Origin of the sequence: Advenella incenata (genome assembly GCF_004217095.1) — a bacterium.
GTDB lineage: Bacteria > Pseudomonadota > Gammaproteobacteria > Burkholderiales > Burkholderiaceae_B > Advenella > Advenella incenata.
In genome coordinates this window covers 182,845-200,336 of record NZ_SHKO01000004.1, presented here as the reverse complement: position 1 = coordinate 200,336, position 17,492 = coordinate 182,845, and the positions used below count along the sequence as shown (strand labels likewise).

Annotated in this window: 15 protein-coding genes; 5 read left to right on the top strand and 10 right to left on the bottom strand. The window is 54.8% G+C overall.

The window, feature by feature from the left end:
- Positions 1 to 95 precede the first annotated feature (95 nt).
- Entirely contained in the window at positions 96 to 449 is a 354-nt protein-coding gene (locus EV681_RS19865; RefSeq protein WP_128396242.1) for a hypothetical protein, read from the top strand.
- Positions 450 to 486: 37 nt separating this feature from the next.
- Here EV681_RS19865 and EV681_RS19860 read toward each other — a convergent pair whose 3' ends face one another.
- The 3 genes from EV681_RS19860 to EV681_RS19850 form a co-directional block, all read right to left on the bottom strand.
- Positions 487 to 2,385: a bifunctional metallophosphatase/5'-nucleotidase gene (locus tag EV681_RS19860; protein WP_165393151.1), complete on the bottom strand. Its 1,899-nt coding sequence runs from the start codon at positions 2,383 to 2,385 to the stop codon at positions 487 to 489.
- 125 nt (positions 2,386 to 2,510) lie between these two features.
- Complete coding sequence (locus EV681_RS19855) at positions 2,511 to 3,113, bottom strand: glutathione S-transferase (protein WP_128396240.1); 603 nt, start codon at positions 3,111 to 3,113, stop codon at positions 2,511 to 2,513.
- A gap of 40 nt (positions 3,114 to 3,153) precedes the next feature.
- Positions 3,154 to 4,383, bottom strand: coding sequence for an MFS transporter (locus tag EV681_RS19850; protein WP_128396239.1), 1,230 nt, complete (start codon positions 4,381 to 4,383; stop codon positions 3,154 to 3,156).
- Positions 4,384 to 4,946: 563 nt separating this feature from the next.
- On the opposite strand from EV681_RS19850, the gene alkB reads away from it, so the two are divergent.
- A complete protein-coding gene (alkB, locus tag EV681_RS19845; RefSeq protein WP_130305077.1) occupies positions 4,947 to 5,615 on the top strand; it encodes a DNA oxidative demethylase AlkB in 669 nt (222 codons plus the stop codon).
- Between the two features lie 90 nt (positions 5,616 to 5,705).
- On the opposite strand, the gene EV681_RS19840 is transcribed toward alkB, so the two are convergent.
- From EV681_RS19840 to EV681_RS19815, 6 genes are all read right to left on the bottom strand, one after another.
- Positions 5,706 to 6,644 (bottom strand): Bug family tripartite tricarboxylate transporter substrate binding protein, encoded by a 939-nt coding sequence (locus tag EV681_RS19840; RefSeq protein ID WP_423191228.1) that lies wholly within the window; start codon positions 6,642 to 6,644, stop codon positions 5,706 to 5,708.
- 173 nt (positions 6,645 to 6,817) lie between these two features.
- The gene (locus tag EV681_RS19835) at positions 6,818 to 7,801 is read right to left on the bottom strand and encodes a Bug family tripartite tricarboxylate transporter substrate binding protein (protein WP_130304930.1); all 984 of its coding nucleotides are present in this window, start codon (positions 7,799 to 7,801) and stop codon (positions 6,818 to 6,820) included.
- 104 nt (positions 7,802 to 7,905) lie between these two features.
- Entirely contained in the window at positions 7,906 to 8,844 is a 939-nt protein-coding gene (locus EV681_RS19830) for a hydroxymethylglutaryl-CoA lyase (RefSeq protein ID WP_130304929.1), read from the bottom strand.
- 100 nt (positions 8,845 to 8,944) lie between these two features.
- A complete protein-coding gene (locus tag EV681_RS19825; protein WP_128396235.1) occupies positions 8,945 to 10,135 on the bottom strand; it encodes a CaiB/BaiF CoA transferase family protein in 1,191 nt (396 codons plus the stop codon).
- Positions 10,136 to 10,486: 351 nt separating this feature from the next.
- Positions 10,487 to 11,407, bottom strand: a complete 921-nt coding sequence (locus EV681_RS19820) for a LysR family transcriptional regulator (protein WP_130304928.1) — start codon at positions 11,405 to 11,407, stop codon at positions 10,487 to 10,489.
- Complete coding sequence (locus EV681_RS19815; protein ID WP_207227113.1) at positions 11,397 to 12,311, bottom strand: helix-turn-helix transcriptional regulator; 915 nt, start codon at positions 12,309 to 12,311, stop codon at positions 11,397 to 11,399. The genes EV681_RS19820 and EV681_RS19815 overlap by 11 nt, the downstream gene beginning before the upstream one ends.
- A gap of 259 nt (positions 12,312 to 12,570) precedes the next feature.
- Between EV681_RS19815 and EV681_RS19810 the strand changes: the two genes are divergently transcribed.
- Both EV681_RS19810 and EV681_RS19805 read left to right on the top strand, forming a co-directional pair.
- Positions 12,571 to 14,016: an MFS transporter gene (locus EV681_RS19810; RefSeq protein WP_242612329.1), complete on the top strand. Its 1,446-nt coding sequence runs from the start codon at positions 12,571 to 12,573 to the stop codon at positions 14,014 to 14,016.
- A gap of 355 nt (positions 14,017 to 14,371) precedes the next feature.
- Entirely contained in the window at positions 14,372 to 15,286 is a 915-nt protein-coding gene (locus EV681_RS19805; RefSeq protein WP_128396233.1) for a DMT family transporter, read from the top strand.
- A 59-nt stretch (positions 15,287 to 15,345) separates the two neighbouring features.
- Here EV681_RS19805 and EV681_RS19800 read toward each other — a convergent pair whose 3' ends face one another.
- Positions 15,346 to 16,047, bottom strand: a complete 702-nt coding sequence (locus tag EV681_RS19800) for an MgtC/SapB family protein (protein WP_128396232.1) — start codon at positions 16,045 to 16,047, stop codon at positions 15,346 to 15,348.
- A gap of 471 nt (positions 16,048 to 16,518) precedes the next feature.
- Between EV681_RS19800 and cysK the strand changes: the two genes are divergently transcribed.
- Positions 16,519 to 17,436: a cysteine synthase A gene (gene cysK / locus EV681_RS19795; protein ID WP_128396231.1), complete on the top strand. Its 918-nt coding sequence runs from the start codon at positions 16,519 to 16,521 to the stop codon at positions 17,434 to 17,436.
- The last annotated feature ends 56 nt before the right edge of the window (positions 17,437 to 17,492 follow it).

The following is a 17,492-nucleotide window of genomic DNA, read 5'->3' as shown; positions in this document are numbered from 1 at the left end:
AGCTGTGATATACCGAAGCCGGCGCCAGACTGCAGATAAAAGCGGCAGCAGCCTGGACTGTTGCATGTGCAAAAAATAGAGACAGGAGCAGTCCGATGAAAACATGCCCGAAGTGCACCACTGAACTTGAAGACGCAGCCACCAAATGCGTCTCTTGCGGATTTCAATTGGAAGAACCGCAACGAACCCTGACAGGCAAAGTTATCAAATGGCTTTTTATCGTCTTTAACCTGGCCATGATTTGCTGGGTTATGGTCAGTATGGGCGTGCTTGATCGCGGGTCGCAGTCCAGCGCCCTGCCCCGTGGCACCGAAGACGCCGAAGGCCTGGGCCTGACCATGATTATTATGATATGGCTCATTTGCAACCTTATCTTTGGACTGGTTGTTTGGGACACCAGGGCAAAGAACAAGGCACTGCAGGAATCGCATAACAAGATTGAAGAGTAAAACGTATCCGGTAAATTTTCACCTCCAAACGTGAACGCTAACCCCGCTGCTTCTCCCTGACGATCTCCGGCTCATAGGTTTCCATCTTCGGTATCGTCTTGTGCTGCGTCAAATAATTTTCCAGCACTTCCAGCATGGTCAGTGTTGTTCTGGCCGGCATCTCTTCTGATTCAATGGTGGTCACGTTGGCCTGCACTGTATCTTTACTTTCCCTGCTCTTGCTTATTTTCGGTTTGGCATCCGCCCCGCTGGCCTCGGTTGGCGCTACCTGGTCAGATTCAAAAGGCACGGTCAATCCCCAGGTGGCTACTTTATATTTTTCATCGGCCAGCAACGGTTGATTGCCAACCATTACGTTCGTAATACGCTGGCCCGGCTCCTGGTCTGGATCGATCTGGTAATGCAAACCACCGGTTCGCACCATATCCTGTTCCGAGCGCTTGTACGCGTCAGCATCGAAAAGCGCTTGAGCGGCGGCTTCCAACACGGCATGGATATGCCTGCCACGCAGCGTTCCCCAACACATTTGTGTTTCACCCAAGGCCAGTTGGTTGATCATATCTTCACGGGTAATTGCAGCGCCAGGCAACAGGGTCGATCCCCAGCGGTATCCCGGATACAGCGCTATCTGCGCTCCACTTCGCTGTAACATGGCTTGCAACAGGAGTTCGTCCCAGGTGCCATTGAAAGTGCCCCGGCGGTAAAGCAGCCCGTCGGTCATGGCTATTTTTTCTGACAAACTGGTATTGGCCGTCGCATAGGCATCGTCGACCCGCTTTGCCATGCGGCTGTCGGCCTGTACAAAGCCGGCCACCACAGGCAACAGGCTATAGCGAAAATCCACCAAGCCGCCTTTGCCGATATCCAGATCCAGTACGGCCAGAAACCGCCCCTGCGCGCCAGCGTTGGTGACAGCTGTTTTACCCTTTTTGTTGGAAACAAGAATGGGTTCCGGCAATGGGGTACCCGAACGCCCACCCAATATCACATCAATGCCGGTAACACGGGTTGCCAATTGCAAATCTGCATCTACGCCGGCCCGGGAAAGCAAGAGCACGGCTTGCGCACCTTTGTCCCGTACTTCAGCAACAATGCGCTGTAAATCGTGTTCGTCCACACGTATAATCAATTGATCTTTTACGCTGGCCTTGGCGTCTGGCTTGGTGTTTTCGCCGCAGCCATCCCTGGCAAACAGTTCGTTATGGGCGGCCTGCCCAATAATGGCAACCGTGATGCCGTTTCGCTTCTGCAGGATATAGGGCGCACATAGCGGCTTATCGTTAACCGGATCAAATACATTGTGTGCAATGCATGGATAGTGCGCAGCTCGCCCCTGTGCGGATGGCCGTACATTGGAATCTGATGGCTGCGTCAGACCCGTGTGCTCTGAAGCTACGGTTGCCTGAATATACACCCGATCCGCCAAACCCAGGTCTACGCCCAGCGCATGATCAATTGCTGTCGCCCCATCATCCGTAGCCCAGGGGGCCGACGACTCCAGCGCGCCATTGCCGCCATCCAGCAGCCACGCCTGCTTGCGCGAGCGCTTGACGATGTCAATCAATGATGCGAGGTGCGCCACCCCTCCAAGCATGCCGTAGTCGGCTGCCGAGGCCGCATAGTCTGCGCTGCTGAAAGCATAGGCCTGGGCCGAACCAATCATCAGGTTGTAGTATTGCAGCAACGCATCGCCAGTCATGTTGGGCGGTGTTGCGCCTGCCGGATCAATCTCCGCCTGGCCAGCAGGCTCGCGATAATACAAAGGTTTCCATTGAGCCTGCATATCTGTGATGTGCATAAAGCTGATGTTGCCAAACGCCGGCAGATCATAAAACTGCTCCATCCCTTGCTGGGCGCGCAGCACTGCGGGAGCGAACATGCCAGCGCCCGCTGCCGCCATCAACTGAAGAAAAGCCCTTCGATCTGTAATATGCATCGCCCCCTGTATCCTTAACCGGTCTTGGTAAACCCATCTGCGGCATCGATAAGCGGTATCGATTCGCGACATCGATTCACGGCAACAGTCATGAACAAAGCGGCTGCCGCTAATCAGTACCCTTTTTACTGAGGCTTGGTTTTGGCAATGCTCTCACGTACGGAAAATTTGTCATACCAGGCTTTCAGACCTGGGAACCGCTTCTGCCAGTTGTAGTCCGGCAACCGGAAATCCAGATAATCGAAAGCACATGCCAGCGTGATAGTAACAATATCGATTCGATCGTAAAGTTCCTGCGCCTTGTCTTCGAAGTATTGCAATGCTGTCGTGATTTTATCGGTCTGGCCCTCCAGCCATTCGTCCCAGCGCAACGCTTCGGGACGCGCCAGTAATTCATAGCGAACCAACAAGGAAGCAGCAATGGCGCCATCTGCCACTGCATGATCTGTCAGCAACTTGAAGCGGGTGTTGTCGTCGCCAAACAGCTTGCCCTTGAAAGTGGTATTCAGGTATTCACAAATGACTTTGCTATCGAACAGTACCTGCTCATCGTCTGTGATGAACGTTGGCACCTGGCCCAGTGGGTTAAACGGAATAATATTACGATCGCGTTTGACAGGACTGGCTGCAGCCGGCAGGCGTTCAATTCGGTCCACGACGCCAAGTTCGTCGGCAACGATCATCGTCTTGCGCACAAAAGGCGAAGCGGCTGAGTAAAAAATTTTCATTTGTGTCTCCCTTGATCGAAAATAAATAAAAAATTGGCTTCTATTGTTCTGTTGCTGTTGCCGGTGTACGGTCAGCACGCAAGATAGCTGACTTGACCTTGCGATCGGCCCAGGTGGCCAGACCTGTCATGATCGCCAATAGGCCGCCGAGCAGGCAGGTGCCCGCCCATCCGCCATAAGTCCAGGCGACGGTACCCAGTGTCGATCCAGTGGCACCACCAATGAAATAACTGGTCATATACACCGCATTCAAGCGCGACCGTGCATGTGGCAGCAAGGCAAATATGGTGGTTTGATTATTGATGTGTACGCCTTGCAGGGCCAGGTCGATCACCAGCATGCCCGCAATAAACCACCACAGATTATCGTGGCCCAGCCATAGCAGGCCCCAACTGAGCAGCAGCAACACAACGCTGACGGCAGTCACCGTATCGCCCAGGCCGCGATCGGCCAAGCGGCCTCCCAATGAGGCCATCAAGGCCCCCATGACGCCGGCCAGGCCCACCAGGCCAATGGCCACGTCACTCAAACCGTGTGCAGGTCCGGCCAAAAGCAGTGCCATGGTGGAAAACAGCGCACTGACCGATGCGAAACCCAGCCCGCCCATAAGTGCGCGGGTGCGCAGGCGCGGCTGCTCACGCAGCAAAGTCAACAATGACGCGAGAATGGACAGATAGCCGTGGGTTTGCGGGTTCCGGGAGGACGGCAGCTTGAGCCAGAGGACTGCTGCAATGACAAGCATGATGACGCCCGACACCAGATAAACGGTTGACCATCCGCCAATACCTGATAGCAAGCCGGCAACGCTTCGGGCCAGCAAAATACCTGTAAGCAGGCCGCTCATGACCATACCCACTGCCCGGCCGCTACGCGATGGCGCTGACAGAATGGCAGCCATCGGCACCAGGACCTGTGCGGCAACCGAAAACAGCCCTGCCATGCCGACTCCGACAAACAACATGCTGCTGTTGATTGCCAGGCCACTGATAAATTGTCCGATCGCAGCCAGCACCATCAGCCCCACCGCAAGCTGCCGGCGCTCGAACTTGTCGCCCAGCGGCACAATGAACAGCAGCCCCAGCGCATAGCTGACCTGCGCGACCGTGACAGTGAGTGCTGCGCGGGTCTCTGTAATGCCCAGGCTGACGGAGATGGAGTGCAGCAGCGGCTGGTTGAAATAGTTGCCACCGGCACACAGGCCGCAAGCGATGGCCATCAAAAACAGCACAGGTGTTGTCAGGTAAGATGGGTGCGGCGATTGCTCGGACATGGGTAACCAAAAATAAAGTACTATATATTTAAACAGTATTATTATAAAATAACAGCATGGCAGCTAGCTGACCGGCCATAATGGCCAATATGGCCAATATGGCAAATATGGTCATAACTGCCTTGCGCACCCGTTATACAGAACCCGGGCAGCCGGTCTCAGCGTTGACCCACTACTGTGTTGTTCTCGCTAAAGCGTTATCCCCGCTTTAGCAGATGAAACATTAAACCACAGTCAGAACGCTATGTCGCAGGCAGACCCCGCAACCCTGTGTTGCCGGCGCCAACAACAGCCAGCTTCGTTGTTTGCAGGCCGCGGAATTTACACCACAACGTTATATGCTGGCATTTTTATACGCGGACATTTTTTATATTTGAACAAGTCGTTCTGCCCAGCGAACAGGTAATGCAAGCAGTTGGCATTGCCTGGAGAATCGACACCATCGCGCTATGGGGCAACGTTCAATTGCATCAATGCATTCTTCCTGCTTTATGCCGAAATGCCGATTTCCAACAAGCCTTCTCCGTAGCGCTGCGTGCAGCGCGATATTTGACTTCAATATGATGAGTACGATTTCCCTTTTTCCACCTGATGCCTTGCCCGCACCCGATACAGATGCAACCGACTTGCAATTGGGACCCGGTGCATGGGTATTGCGTGGATATGCGCTGGATTATGTGGACAGGGTGTTGACGCAGTTGCGCCAAATTCGCCGGCAATCGCCATTTCGCCATATGGTCACACCCGGCGGTTACACCATGTCCGTGGCCCTCACCTGCTGCGGCGCCGCCGGCTGGACAGCTGATCGCAAAGGCTATCGTTATGCGGCGATTGACCCGGAAACCGGCCAGCCTTGGCCTGCTATGCCAGATGTATTTCTGGCGCTCGCCCGACAGGCGGCTGAGCACTGTGGTTATGCCGGCTTTGCGCCTGATTCCTGTCTGATCAACCGCTACGTGCCGGGCGCCCGGCTCAGCCTGCATCAGGACAAGGATGAGACAGATTTTTGCGCCCCCATTGTGTCAGTCTCACTGGGTATGCCGGCCATGTTTCAGTTCGGTGGTCTCAAACGCAGCGATCGTCCCGAGAAAATTCCGCTGTTTCATGGCGACATCGTGGTTTGGGGCGGACCCGATCGTTTGCGTTACCACGGCGTCATGGCGCTTAAAGACAATCCGCACCCGTTGCTCGGTTCAAACCGCATTAATCTGACCTTTCGCAAAACCGGCTGATAGCCGGCGCGTTATTGCACAGGCAGCACTGCCAATCGATTTGCACAGCACCTTGCCATATAACCGCGCCTTCGCTTAACCAGCCTTGCCTTAATCGACCGTCGCGCCCGAATCCTTCACCGCCTTACCCCATTTGGCCACTTCGGCCTTGATAAAGTCATTGGCCTGTTGCGTCGTTTGTGGCATCGGTATCGCGCCGCGATCAGCAATAAAGGCCGACAGTTTAGGACTGTTGAGCGCCTTGACGATTTCACTGTTCAATTTTTCAACCACGTCTGCGGGTGTTTGGCTGGGTACAAATACGGCAGCCCAACCAATGGCCTCAAAGCCGGGGACCATCTCACCCACTGTCGGCACATCGGGCAGTGCCTTTAAGCGAGTGGCCGTCGTCACGCCCAAAGGCACGGCCTTTTTGTCCTTGATATAAGGCAATGCAGCGGTCACCGAATCGACCATGAGCGGTACCTGATTGCCGATAAAATCAGTTTGTGCAGGACCGCTGCCTTTATACGGAATATGTCTGAGCGAAATATTAGTGCCTGCCTGGAACATTTCTGCCGACAAATGCTGGGTGCCGCCAATGCCGGCACTGGCATAGGCCAGCGACTCGGGTTCCGCCCGGGATTTGTCAACGACATCCTGCAGCGAATGAATCCCAGACTGGGGATTGGCCAGAAAAATCAGAGGCACAGAAAATACGCCCGACACAGCCTGCAGATCACCCTGCAGACTATATCCGGGTTTTGTATAGAGCGTCTGGTTCACGGCCGCGGCGCTGCCGCCTACCACAATCGTGTAGCCGTCGGGCTTGGCTCTCACAGCCTGCTGCATGCCAATATTGCTGCCGGCACCCGCTTTGTTTTCCGTGATAACAGGCTGCCCCACCGCTTTACCCAATTCATCGGCAAGTGCACGAGCAAAGGTATCGGTCGCCTGTCCCGGCGGAAACGGAATGATCATGGTAATTGGCTTTTCCGGATACGCAGCCAGCGCGCTACCCGAGGCCAATGCCGCCATAACGGCCAGTATGGATTTTTTCAATTCTGTCTCCCCATCAGTAAAAAAATATGCCGCTATCATATATGCAATAGTGGCCGGGGCTGCATATGCATGCCCCGGCCACTAAAAAATTCCATTGCAAACGTAATCGCTCTTTGCTACCGAATACACTCACGGCGCGCTCAGGTTAATCGGTCATTTGCTCAGTTTCCACCCTTGATGCCAGCAGCATCAATCACTTTTTTCCACCGGGCCAACTCCTCGCCAGTATAGTTGCCCAACTGCTCCGGACCCATGTACTCAGCGGTCGCTCCCAGGCCTTCAGCTTTCTTTTTATACTCCGGTGTCGCCATAATTTTTTCAATCGCAGCATTCAGCCGTTGCACCACTTCACTGGGCACGCCCTTCGGACCGTACATGGCAAACCAGGAAGATACCAGCAAATCCGGGTAGCCCGCAGCGCTGGCGGTAGGCACCTCAGGAAGCGAAGGCAATGGCTCTTTGCTTGTAACAACCAGTGCCTTGAGCGCACCGGATTTGATATGCGGCAAAAGCGGTGGCGGCGTGGTAATGGTCAGATCAACCACGCCTGCCAGCAAATCAGTCAGCGCAGGCCCGGTCCCTTTGTATGGAACATGGGTTGTCTTGATGCCGGCCATCTGGTTAAGCTGTTCGGTTGCCACATGCTGAAGCGCACCGGTGCCGGAAGAGGCGTAATTGAGCTTGCCCGGATTATCTTTGGCGTACTGCACCAACTCTTTCAGGCTGTTGACTGGAAGATCTTTTTTGACAACCAGCAATTGAGGAGCCGACAACACATTTGCGATGGGCGTAAAGTCCTTGACCGGGTCCCAGCTGACTTTTTCTATACTTGGCGTAATAACCTGGTAGCCCGAATACTGCAGCAATAACGTGTAGCCATCTGGCTTGGCGCGCAATACCTGCTGCGCAGCGATACCGCCCGAAGCCCCTGGTTTGTTTTCCACCACCACAGGCTGGCCCAGTTCCTTGCTGAGCGGGTCTGCAATCATACGTGCCGCCAGATCGGTTGTGCCACCTGGGGCAGCTGAAACGATCAGTGAAATGGGGCGCTGTGGGTACGCCGCTTCCTGCGCCATTGCGTTCGTAATAGCAATCGTACTTGCGGCTAGTGTCAGCAGCGTGTGTGTTAATAATTTGCGTTTCATGTATGTCTCCATTGTTTTGTATGAATACTCATCTATCTTTTCGGGAATCAGAGCAGACTACCTTTGTTCCGATCATTGCAATTGATTTTGATCCTGCGCTGGCCTCACTGCGTCTGCTGCAACTGCCTGACGTACTCCGGTACCGGATGCAAGGCCATGCGGGTACCCGCGGCAAGCGTCTGACTGTTCACGTCATGTCCGATCAGCGGCACAAGCGTGCGACTGATCGCCAGAATGCCCTCCAGGTTTACGCCGGTGTCATAGCCCATCAGCTCGAGCATATGAACCATATCTTCGGTCGTGACATTTCCAGAGGCGCCTGGCGCATAGGGGCAACCGCCAAGGCCACCCAGAGAACTGTCAAAACGCACGACCCCAGCCTGCAAGGCGGTCACGGTATTGGCCAGCGCCATGCCGCGCGTATTATGAAAATGTGCGGTCACTTGCAAATTCGGGAAGCGCGTCAGGACAGCGGCAAACAAGTTGCCCGCTTGCGTTGGGTAGGCCATGCCCGTGGTATCACAGAGCGTTACGCCATCGACCCCTAACTGTGCGAATCGGTCCACCCAGGCCAGCACATCGTCCTGTGCAACATCCCCCTGCATCGGACAGCCAAAAACCGTAGACAAGGACACGTTGATAGCGGTACTGGTGTTTCTGACCTCGCCTATCACGGCCGCGAGCTGTTCAAATGAGCGCTCGCGGCTCATGCGCAGATTCGACAGATTGTGCGTTTCGCTCACCGACATGACCAGATTGACCTCATCCACACCGCAGGACATGGCCCTTTCGGCACCCCGCAGATTAGGCACCAGCACGGTATAGACAACATCCGGATTGCGGCGGATCTGGTGCATTACCGCCTCGGCATCCTTGAGGGCCGGAATGGCCTTGGGAGACGTAAACGAAGTCACTTCTATTTTGGCATAGCCGCATTGGCTCAGCTGGTCAATAAAAGCAATCTTGTCGTCCGTTTCAATAAACCGCGCTTCGTTCTGAAACCCGTCCCTTGGGGCGACTTCCTGAATAAACAGTTTTTTCATCTCTTGCTCCTGACGCGCTGCGCGTCTATAAATTGCATGCCTGGCTATGCCGGAATGACGGCCGAAATTAATTATTTGGCCGCAGTCATGGCCTTGCGCCTTAGATAATGCCTCGCGCCTTCCAGTCGTCACGGGTTGCGGCGTCAATGCCCAACTGATCCAGGATCTGCTCGGTGTCCTGCCCCAGCACCGGCGCTCGTCGTCGCACATCGCCCGGGGTTTCGCTCAATTTGGGCAGGATTCCAGGCAAGGTTACCGGTGTGCCATCTTCAAGCTCACCTTCAATGAGCATTTGCCGCGCATGATAATGCGGATCTTTAGCGATATCGGCCGCATCATAAATGCGCCCACCAGGTATACGGTGCGCATGCAGTTGCTCAAGCACCTGTTCAAGCGTATGCTGCGCCGTCCATTGGCCGATCACGCCGTCTATATAGTCGGCCTGCTTTGAACGCCCGTCATTATATTGAAATGCCGGGTCCTCCCCAATGTCATCTCGTCCGATCAGGGACATCAGCCGTTTGAATATGCTGTCGCCATTACCGGCAATCAGTGCATATTTATCGTCGGCGCAACGATAGGCATTGCTTGGCGTTATTCCCGGCAGGCTGCTGCCCGCCGGCTGACGCACCTGTCCAAATACCGAATATTCGGCGATGGTGCTTTCCATCATATTGAACACGGATTCGTACAAGGCAACATCCACCATCTGGCCGGCGCCATTGAATTGATCACGATGCCGCAAGGCCAGCAGCACACCGATCACGCCATGCAAGGCAGAGAGCGAATCACCAATAGAAATACCCACGCGCACCGGAGGTCGATCCGGTTCGCCGCTCAAATGGCGCAGGCCGCCCATCGCCTCGCCCACCACACCAAAGCCCGGGAGGTCTTTATAGGGGCCCGTCTGTCCGTAACCTGATACGCGCAGCATGATCAGCCGTGGATTAATCTGCTTGAGTGCCTCAAAACCCAGATTCCACTTTTCCAGTGTGCCGGGGCGAAAGTTCTCCACAATCACGTCTGCATCAACCACCAACCGGCGTATGACATCCTGGCCTTCCGGCTCATGTAAATTGAGCGTGACCGATTTCTTGTTGCGCGACTGCGACGCCCACCAGACAGACGTCCCTTCGTGCAGCAAGCGCCATTTTCTTAGCGGGTCACCCGTACCGGGCGGTTCAATTTTGATGACTTCTGCGCCGAACTCGGCCAGCATCTTGGTGGCAAAGGGTCCGGCAATAAGCTGTCCCAGCTCCAGTACTTTGATTCCATCCAGCGGTTTCGACATGTATTACCTGTTTATTCAATATGGGTTTTCGCCATCATGACCGGATTTTGCCCTTTTGAAAATTGGTAATTTGATGATGACCCTTTCCAGATTTTCAAGGCTAGGAGGCCATCGGTAGCGGATTGGCCGCAATTTTGCCCGCAAATGAAAGGCTGGAATGCCTACACACGGGGCTTTTATGCAGCGCAAATGGGTAATTCGGCAATGCATTATTCGGCGTATCCTCATATGCAATTAACCATAAGCAGATACTCATATGCCAATATTTATGTGCCGATATTCATTATGGCAGTGCGCGTGCAGACCTGACCCGTCCCCCGTCACTGCCGCGGACAGGCGTATCTGCAGCGATCATCCCGCAAGATGGGCCTGCTTCAGAAAGTCAAGCAATCGCTGCGCATCGGGCTTGAGACCAACTGCGCTACGTACGCCGACATATAAGGTGCGTTGACCCCAGTCGTCATCCAGCGCCAGCGCGTGCAGCCCCTTCCCGATAATTTCCGGTCGAACCGCTTCCAGCGGCAACAAACCGACCCCCAACCCTGCTTCAATCATCCGGCAGATTGCGTCGAAGCTGCTGACCTGAACGCGCAACCGAAGTGTTTTGCCGGCAGCCAAAGCGGCATCCTGCATGCGCACCTGCAACGAACTGCCATCGGACAGGCCGACAAAGTCATTGTCCAGCACCTGCGCAAAGCGAATCCGCTTGTGTTTTCCTAACGGATGTCCGCGTGGCACCAGCACCACCAATTGATCATGACGATAGAAATATTTCTCTACCTGGCCACTGGGAATGTTGTCAGCAAAAATGCCAATATCAATTCTTTCCTGCGTGAGCGCAGTAATGATTTCATGACTTAGCTTTTCGTCAAGGCTCAGCCTGATCGCCGGATGCGTTCTGGAAAATGCGGCCAGATCCCCTGGCAGGAACTGAATCACAGATGAAGTATTGGCCCAGATCCGCACCTGCCCACGCAGACCGGCTGAATATGCACTCATGTCTGAAGTGAGCCGCGTCACAGCGGCAATAACCAGTTGCGCATGTTCGACCAATGCATGACCTGCGGGCGTCAGCTCCAACCCCCTTGCCCTGCGGATAAACAGCTCGCAGCCGATCTGCTTTTCCAGTTCCGAAATCCGCTTGCTGAGCGCCGACAGCGTCATATGCGCATCCTGCGCAGCCCGGGTCAGATTCAGCGAACGTGCCGCCAGCAGAAATAACCTGAGGGTCTGTGGGTCAAAGCGCGACAGATTCACCGGTTCAGGCAGCATGAGTTTGCATCCTTTTGGATAAAAGCGCGTGGTGCGCCTGGTCAATAGGCACGTAAACAAGCAGACGCTCGCCGGCCATCGGCATGCTCCACCAATTGGTCTGCAATACTTCCAGCGTGCCAAGACCGGCATATTTGTAGCGCACGATATGATCCACCGTGGCGCACACGCGGTTCTGGTTCCAGATCTCGGCAAATTCAGAGGAACAGGCAAGCAAACGCTGCAAATAGCGTTCCCAGGCGAGATCTCCCAGATGCGCGGCCATCTGCGCTCGCAGCCGTGCCGCCATGTGTGTGATCGTCTCCGGCAGGTCCTGCGTGACCTGCCTGATCTGCGGATCGGTAAGGGTCAGATAAATACAATTGCGATCTTCGGGGCAAACCTGATTCAGGTCGCGGTCAATCATCCGGCAGAAGGCATCGTTAAAGGCAACAATGTCATATCTGGCATTTTGCACAATGGCCGGCAAAGGATGCAATTGGTCCAAAATGGTTTGTATGGCATTTGGCATCATGCGGCAGATTTTCCCGGACACGGCCGAGGCCGGGCTGGCCAGACCTGCCAGGGTAAAGATATAACGCGTTTCCGTATCGGTACACTGTAGTGCAGATGCGACAGCCTGCAGCACTTTGGGCGATACGCGTATGGGACGCCCTTGTTCCAGTTTGGTATACCAGGTGATACCGATCTCAGCCAGTTGCGCCACTTCTTCGCGGCGCAGCCCCGGCGTGCGAGTACGCCCGTATCTGGGTAGCCCCAGGCGGCGCGGATCGAGACTTTCACGTCGGGCCCGCAGAAACATGCCCAACTCCATCGCCCGATCTACCCTATCGTCAATAGGTGTTTTCCAGCTCTCTGCTGCCTCATGCGTTATAACGGCGGTCATGCTGTCAGTCAATTTCATTTTCACTCCTGCCATTTGGGCAGCACTGTTGCAACGGTTTTTACAAACGTGATAACGCAAGCGCGTTTGTTCGCCTGCGCCCGGTCAATCAACTTCCTGTTGCAACCACAATTGCATTGCTTTGACCAGAGACCCTGCAGCTGCACGGCCGCTCAAGCTGCTCAGACCTACACAATTTATACCAGGCTAAACAGGCTCTGGTGCCACTCTAAAAACATACTCATAATACTTCATCGATGATATTTTTCCAGGATTTTTTATGATGTCGGATGCACCGCAAGATACCAGCCGCCTGAACAACGCCGGCCTGTCCGTCCTGCTGGCGGGCATGTTCCTGCCACAAATAGACTTTTCCATTATCAACGTGGCCTTGGACTCGATTGCCCGCTCCCTGCACGCAACCGAGTATGAGCTTGAGCTGATGGTCGCGGTATACGGCGTAGCTTTCGCCGTGATGCTGGCAATGGGAGGCCGGCTGGGCGATATGTACGGACGCCGGCGCCTTTTCAATATCGGCGTACTGCTCTTTGGTATTTCATCACTGCTTTGCGGTATTGCACCCAGCATTTCGCTACTACTGCTGGCCCGTACACTGCAAGGCGTCGCTGCCGCCCTGCTGGTGCCGCAAATACTGGCTACAATCCACGTCTGCCTCAGGGGCCACTCACACTCCCGCGCCATTGGGCTGTACAGTTCCATAGGCGGACTGTCATTTATTATCGGGCAAGTGTTGGGCGGCCTCCTGGTTCATGCCAATATCGCAGGGTCGGAATGGCGCAGTATTTTTCTGATCAATTTACCCGTTTGTGCGGCCGTGCTGTTTTTATCGTCACGCCACATCCCTGAAACGCGCAGGGAGAATCCGGCAGGCATCGATGGCCCGGGAACACTCTTACTGGCATTGCTCATTATCAGTATTCTGCTTCCCGTCGCGCTCGGACCTTCAATGCACTGGAACTGGCTATGCCTGGCAGCGCTCGCTTGCGCAATACCGCTGGCCGTCGCACTGTGGAAAACAGAAGTCCGTCAGGAACGCCGCGGTGTCCTGCCTTTGCTGCCCCCCTCCCTGCTGCGTCTGCCCACCGTTCGTTTCGGCTTTTTCACTGCCATCCTGTTTTTCGCCTGCTGGAGCGGTTTCATGTTCGTGCTGGCGCTCACGCTACAGGCCGGCGCCGGGCTGACGCCGTTGCAATCGGGCAATTCATTTATTGCGCTGGGCATCTTCTTTTTCGTGGGCTCGCTACTGAGCACCCGCGTGGTAGCCCGCATAGGATTGCTCCCGACGCTTATACTGGGTTGCGCAATGGTCATTCCGGGTCTGCTCATCCTGCTTTGGGTATTGCAGCAAGTCTGGCCCGCCCCCAACCTGCTGTCGCTGACGATTCCATCTTTGTTTATCGGTATCGGGCAGGCATTTATTGTCGGTGCCTTCTACCGCATCGGTATGTCGCAGATTCCGCCAGACCAGGCCGGTTCAGGCAGCGCCATGCTGTCGACGATACAACAGGCATCAATGGGCTTTGGACCAGCGCTGCTGGGCGTGGTGTTTTCTCAGTCGCTGCTGCAGGGGCATGACTACCAGCACGCTTTCAATGCCAGCGTCCAGCTTGAGATGGTGCTCTTGGGCACATTGATGGCCGTATCAATCTGGTATTTCCTGCGTACACGCAGCCGGACACGACTGGCTGTTCAGGGCAATGCCTGATGAACAGCGGGCCATCGGCACGTAACCTGGCATGATATTGTACAGGGCGCCGCGCGCTTGAAGCGTCGGCCAGGTTATAGAAGACGGCCACGGATCGCCACCATGCATCATCGCGCATCATGCTGCGGTCCTTGCATGGCGTGCCCATGTCTCACTTTACATTGCCGTTTGATATCGCCAGAACAGGTCAACAATTGTGATAATGACAACACTCGGAGTCGGAAAGCACAACCGGCAACCACATACGCTGGTGTTGTCAGGGTAAATCCTCTACCATAAGAGTCTGGATTTACTCCAATACCTTTTGCCGGACACTGCACCCGTGACAGCCCCGGCCTGCAGCCTTCGGAATCACATGAATCAGCCGACTTTGCCAATATCCAGCCCCCTGCCCGGAATCCTTTCCCTGCTGGTGGCGATGTCGGTGCTGTCCATGCTGGATGCCACCGGTAAATGGTTGATGTCTGTTGGCGTCCCCCTGCTTATACTGTGTTGGGTGCGCTATTCGGTGCATCTGATTCTGGTGGCGTCCATTATCATACCGGCCAGGGGCTGGCAGATTCTGAAAACCAAAAAACCGGTGGAACAACTGCTGCGTGGCGTGTTCATGCTCACTTCCACCATGGTGTTTTTCACGACGTTACGCTACCTGCCCCAGGCGCAGGCCACCGCGATAAATTTTATTGCGCCGCTTATTCTTCTTGCGGTCGCGCCGTGGATACTCAAGGAAAAGGCCATGCTTTCTCGGTGGATTGCCGCCATCGTAGGGTTTCTTGGCATTCTGATTGTGATCCGTCCATCAGGCGGGCTTGATCCTACAGGGGTATTTTTCGGGTTGTCCAATGCCGTGATTTTTTCCATGCAGTTTATCGCCAACCGGCGATTGGCCGGCGACAATCCATTTACAACACTGATCTGGAGCGGACTGTTTGGCACCGTCGTGCTGACCATATATACGCTGTTTACCATCGACGAAGTGCTGCAGGTGCTCGCAGTGCTGGACCTGAAACAGTGGCTGTTGCTTTTGTCTACCGGCATTACAGGCGGCCTGGGTCATTTGTTGCAGATTCAGGCATATCGCCAGGCGCCGGCGTCGCTCTTGTCACCCTTTGTCTATCTGCAAATTATCAGCGCAACAGCATTAGGCTGGTTGATATGGAACCAGTTTCCCGATGGCATCACCTGGCTTGGCATCGCAGTCATCTGCGCCAGCGGCATTGGCATTACGCTGTATGAGCTGCGTGCCCGGCCGGTGCCGATCGCCGCCTGACACCTACTGCATATTGCATTTGAATGAGCGTGCGCGTCTAATTTGGTGTCAGCGTGTCGTTACCAGGAGTACGGATCGATCTCCTCATCGGAGGCCCTTTCGGAAATGGATTCAAGACCCGGAATGTCGTTGAACTTCTTGCGAATCAATCCGTATTCCTGCGGTGACATCCTGGAAAAGACAACGTACACCTTATCGTATTCTTCTTTTTCAGAGGGCTGCACAATAAATTGCTTGACCCGATTTGCACTGATACCAAGTGCCTGGTTAAAGGTGCTCAGTGTCAGTTGCCCGCGCTTGACCTCGATAGTGACATGGCGCCGCTGGTGGTAGGCGATAAAGCGTTTTTCCAGCGGCTTGATGCCGGCAAGTATCAGCAGGATGATAATCGTCGCCGAAATGGATGGAATATACAGCCCGCCCCCTACAGCAAGCCCGATGCCGGCAACCGACCATACGCTGGCTGCGGTGGTCAGACCGCGAATCACCTGCCCGCGCGCAAGAATGGCGCCCGCCCCCAGAAAACCAATACCGGAAACCACCTGTGCAGCTACCCGGGATGGATCAAGGGTGACATGCTCCCCCAAAGAATCTGAAAACCCATATATGGAAACGATCATGATCAGCGTCGATCCCACACACACAAGCATATGTGTTCGCAGCCCTGCCGCCCAGGATAATCGCTCCCGTTCGAAGCCGATAACACTGCCCAGCACCGCAGACATGACCAGCCTTCCTATCAGTTCCAGATCTGATGCCATTGCCGATATCCTCGTTCGTTTCCGTTGTACCCGCAACCGGTCAACCGATGCTCGATCCCACCATCGATAACGATTGTGATACGCCGCGATATTCGCTTTTAGGGTAACTCGGACTGCCCACGCTACCTTTTTTCTTAACACGACTTGTCTTGCAATACGATTTTTTTCTATTCCGTTTGTAGTATAGCAGGATCATCCGAGCGCCAAGCAACAGGCGTTTCGCGCAATGGCCGGATGACAGATGTCATAGAGTCAGCCAGCAGTCAGATGCCTTTTTTTTTTAGATGAAGCCCCCGTGCCCGATGTGCCTGCGGCGACCAGTTTGACAGTAAAAAGTGCTTTGCCCTTCACTGCAGGCCAACCTACAGCGCGATCGCAGGCATGGCCGTGTGCCCGGGCAAACCTGGTGTTCCGCAGCACAGACAGTATGCTATATTCGGTTTTTTCTCCCTTAACTACCTATCCGACTTCATGAAAGCAGAATCCGTACTTGACACTATTGGTCAGACTCCACATATTCGTTTTTCCCGTATGTTCCCCGGCCAGCAGCAAGTCTGGATCAAGGCAGAACGATTCAATCCCGGCGGCTCCCTGAAAGACCGCGCTGCGCTGTCCATGATCGAAGCGGCCGAACAGTCCGGTGCACTTAAACCGGGTGCGACCATTATCGAACCCACCTCCGGCAACACGGGCGTTGGCCTGGCCATGGTGGCCGCAATCAAAGGTTATAAGCTTATTCTTGTCATGCCTGAAAGCATGAGTATAGAACGACGTCGCCTGATCAAAGCCTATGGCGCCCAGTTTGACCTGACCCCCAAGGAAAAAGGAATGAAAGGCGCCATTGCGCGCGCTGTCGAACTGGCTGAACAAACACCTGGCGCGTGGATTCCACAGCAGTTCGACAACCCGGCCAACCCACAGGTGCATGCCGAGCGCACAGCAAAGGAAATTCTCGACGATTTTCCTGAAGGGCTGGATTTTCTGATTACCGCTGTTGGTACCGGCGGCCATATTACCGGTATCGCCCGCACCCTGAAAAAACAGTGGCCGCAATTGAAAGTGCTTGCCGTTGAACCTGCCGCCTCTGCTGTCATAGCTGGCGGCGAACCCGGGCCGCATGCGCTGCAGGGCATTGGCGCCGGCTTCATTCCTGTTAATCTGGACATGAGCCTGCTTGACGGCACAATCTCGGTTGAGGTCCCCGAATCACTGGATTATGCCCGCCGTGCGGCTACGCAGGAAGGGCTGCTGGTTGGCATCAGCAGCGGCGCAACACTGGCGGCAATTGCAAAAACATTACCCAGTCTGCCTGCCAACGCCAAGGTCATGGGCATCAACTATGATACTGGCGAGCGGTATCTTTCAGTCAACGGTTTTTTGCCTGAGTAGCAACACCCCCGCCCATGAAGGCCCGGAACACGGCCGACGACAGGCCAGGAGCAACT

Coding starts and splice junctions, on each gene's coding strand:
- EV681_RS19865 (WP_128396242.1), top strand. CDS start 96: ATGAAAACATGCCCGAAGTGCACCACTGAACTTGAAGACGCAGCCACC.
- EV681_RS19860 (WP_165393151.1), bottom strand. CDS start 2,385: ATGCATATTACAGATCGAAGGGCTTTTCTTCAGTTGATGGCGGCAGCG.
- EV681_RS19855 (WP_128396240.1), bottom strand. CDS start 3,113: ATGAAAATTTTTTACTCAGCCGCTTCGCCTTTTGTGCGCAAGACGATG.
- EV681_RS19850 (WP_128396239.1), bottom strand. CDS start 4,383: ATGTCCGAGCAATCGCCGCACCCATCTTACCTGACAACACCTGTGCTG.
- alkB (WP_130305077.1), top strand. CDS start 4,947: ATGAGTACGATTTCCCTTTTTCCACCTGATGCCTTGCCCGCACCCGAT.
- EV681_RS19835 (WP_130304930.1), bottom strand. CDS start 7,801: ATGAAACGCAAATTATTAACACACACGCTGCTGACACTAGCCGCAAGT.
- EV681_RS19830 (WP_130304929.1), bottom strand. CDS start 8,844: ATGAAAAAACTGTTTATTCAGGAAGTCGCCCCAAGGGACGGGTTTCAG.
- EV681_RS19825 (WP_128396235.1), bottom strand. CDS start 10,135: ATGTCGAAACCGCTGGATGGAATCAAAGTACTGGAGCTGGGACAGCTT.
- EV681_RS19820 (WP_130304928.1), bottom strand. CDS start 11,407: ATGCTGCCTGAACCGGTGAATCTGTCGCGCTTTGACCCACAGACCCTC.
- EV681_RS19815 (WP_207227113.1), bottom strand. CDS start 12,311: ATGAAATTGACTGACAGCATGACCGCCGTTATAACGCATGAGGCAGCA.
- EV681_RS19810 (WP_242612329.1), top strand. CDS start 12,571: ATGATGTCGGATGCACCGCAAGATACCAGCCGCCTGAACAACGCCGGC.
- EV681_RS19805 (WP_128396233.1), top strand. CDS start 14,372: ATGAATCAGCCGACTTTGCCAATATCCAGCCCCCTGCCCGGAATCCTT.
- EV681_RS19800 (WP_128396232.1), bottom strand. CDS start 16,047: ATGGCATCAGATCTGGAACTGATAGGAAGGCTGGTCATGTCTGCGGTG.
- cysK (WP_128396231.1), top strand. CDS start 16,519: ATGAAAGCAGAATCCGTACTTGACACTATTGGTCAGACTCCACATATT.